Below are 2,097 nucleotides of genomic sequence, written 5' to 3' on the forward strand. Positions count from 1 at the left end.
CCCGACTCGCAGGCGGACAGGGCGACCAGCCCGTCCGCGTGCTCCGCCAGGAGCGGGGGGTCCACCCGCGGCTTGTAGTAGAACCCCTCGGTGTGGGCGCGGTTCACCAGCACAAGCAAGTTCTGCCACCCGGTGGCGTCCATGGCCAAGACCACGAGGTGGTACGGAGAGCGGCCGAGCGCGGTTTCCCGCGAGTGGCGCGAATCCGGGGCCACGTAGAGCTCGCAGCCAAGGAGCGGTTTGATCCCGGCGTCTAAGCAGGCCCGGTAGAACTTGATGGCCCCCGAGAGCACCCCGTGGTCGGTGAGGGCGAGGGCGGGCATCCCCAGCCGTTTGGCCTGAGCCACCAGCTCCCGCACCCGGCACGTGGCGTCGAGCAGGGAGTACTCCGAGTGCACGTGCAGGTGCACGAAGGCCATGCTACCTCCGGAGGACGACCACCCGCTCCTCGTTGGGGAACCCCCACTGGAGCTGCTTTCGCGCCTCCCGCTCCACCACCTCGGGCCGCGTGGCCACCGCCAGCTCCTGCTGCAACCGGGCGATCTGCTGGCTCAGCCGCTCCACATCTGTCCGCAGCGCCTGGAGCTCGGCTGCAGTCCGCTCGATGGCCACCCATCGGCTTCCGAACAACCAGCCCAGCCCGCCGATGAGGAGCAGCACCCCCATCGCCGGCAGGAGCCAGCTACGCCTCGTACCACGGCCAGGACGCCATTGGCGGTTCATACGCCTCCTCGATCCTGAGAAGCTCGTTGTACTTGGCCACCCGCTCCGAGCGGGATAGCGACCCCGTCTTGATCTGGCCGCACCCGGTGCCCACGGCGAGGTGGGCGATGGACACGTCCTCCGTCTCCCCGGACCGGTGGGACACCACCTGGGCGTAGCCCGCCCCGTGGGCCATGTCCATCGTGTCCAGCGTTTCGGTCACCGTGCCGATCTGGTTGAGCTTGATGAGGATGGCGTTGGCCACCTCCTGGCGGATGCCCTGTTCCAGGCGCTCGGGGTTGGTGACGAAGATGTCGTCCCCCACGAGCTGGATCTTGTCGCCGAGGCGGCGGGTGAAGAGGGCCCACCCCTCCCAGTCCTCTTCGGCAAGGCCGTCCTCGATGGACAGGATCGGGTAGCGCTTGACCCATTCTTCGTACAGGTCCACCAGCCCGGCCGCTGGGTGTTCTCCGCCCAGCCGGTAGATCCCCCGTGTGGGGTCGAAGAAGGAGGTGGCGGCGCAGTCCAGGGCCAGGGCCACGTCCTTGCCCGGCTCGTAGCCGGCCTCCTCGATCGCCCGCACCAAGAACCGAATGGCCTCCTCGTCCGAGGGGAGGCGTGGGGCGAACCCGCCTTCATCGCCCACCGCCACGGCGTGGCCGGCGGCCTTGAGGAGTCTTTTCAGGGTGTGAAACACCTCGGCCCCGTACCGGAGCGCATCGGCGAAGCAGGGTGCCCCCACCGGCACGATCATGAACTCCTGGATGGCGAGGCCGTTGTCGGCGTGGGCCCCCCCGTTGAGCACGTTCATGTGAGGGATCGGCATCAGGCCGCTCCTCGCCCCGGCGATGTACCGGAAGAGAGGGAGGCCCAGCGACTCCGCCGCTGCCTTGGCGCAGGCGAGCGACACCCCGAGGATCGCGTTGGCCCCGAGCTTGGACTTGTTGGGGGTGCCATCGAGCTCGATCAAGAGGGCGTCGATCTCCTCCTGCGACAGCGGGTCCATCCCTACGATCTCCGGGGCGATGACCTCGTTCACGTTGCGCACCGCCTGCTGCACGCCCTTGCCGAGGTACCGATCGTCCCCGTCCCGGAGCTCGAGGGCCTCGTGGGTCCCGGTGGACGCCCCGGAGGGCACGGCCGCCCGGGCCTCGGTGCCATCGGCGAGGGTGATCTCCACCTCCACCGTGGGGTTGCCGCGGGAGTCCAGGATCTCCCGGGCCCAGACGTCCTCGATGGTGTTCAGTTGAAAGCCGTTCATTGGGTCACCTCGCCAGGAGTGTACCGAGAGCGCGGGGAAAAGGCCAAGGAAGGGTGTCCAAGGGAGCAGTCTCCGCGACTACACCCGATGCCCGAACCGGGGGTCCAGGGCATCCCGAAGCCCGTCCCCCACGA

At 68.7% G+C, this 2,097-nt stretch carries 3 protein-coding genes; all 3 read right to left on the reverse strand.

What is annotated here, in order from left to right; all coding sequences use genetic code 11:
- Positions 1 to 419: PHP domain-containing protein (locus NUV94_04860; protein MCR4392107.1), on the reverse strand; the 419-nt coding region annotated here is incomplete at its 3' end.
- 1 nt (position 420) lies between these two features.
- Complete coding sequence (locus NUV94_04865) at positions 421 to 666, reverse strand: septum formation initiator family protein (GenBank protein MCR4392108.1); 246 nt, start codon at positions 664 to 666, stop codon at positions 421 to 423.
- Between the two features lie 16 nt (positions 667 to 682).
- On the reverse strand, positions 683 to 1,948 hold the full coding sequence (gene eno / locus NUV94_04870) for a phosphopyruvate hydratase (GenBank protein MCR4392109.1): 1,266 nt from the start codon (positions 1,946 to 1,948) through the stop codon (positions 683 to 685).
- Between the last annotated feature and the right edge of the window lie 149 nt (positions 1,949 to 2,097).

This window comes from Candidatus Acetothermia bacterium, assembly GCA_024653305.1.
In the GTDB taxonomy this organism is placed as follows: Bacteria; Bipolaricaulota; Bipolaricaulia; order Bipolaricaulales; family Bipolaricaulaceae; genus JACIWI01.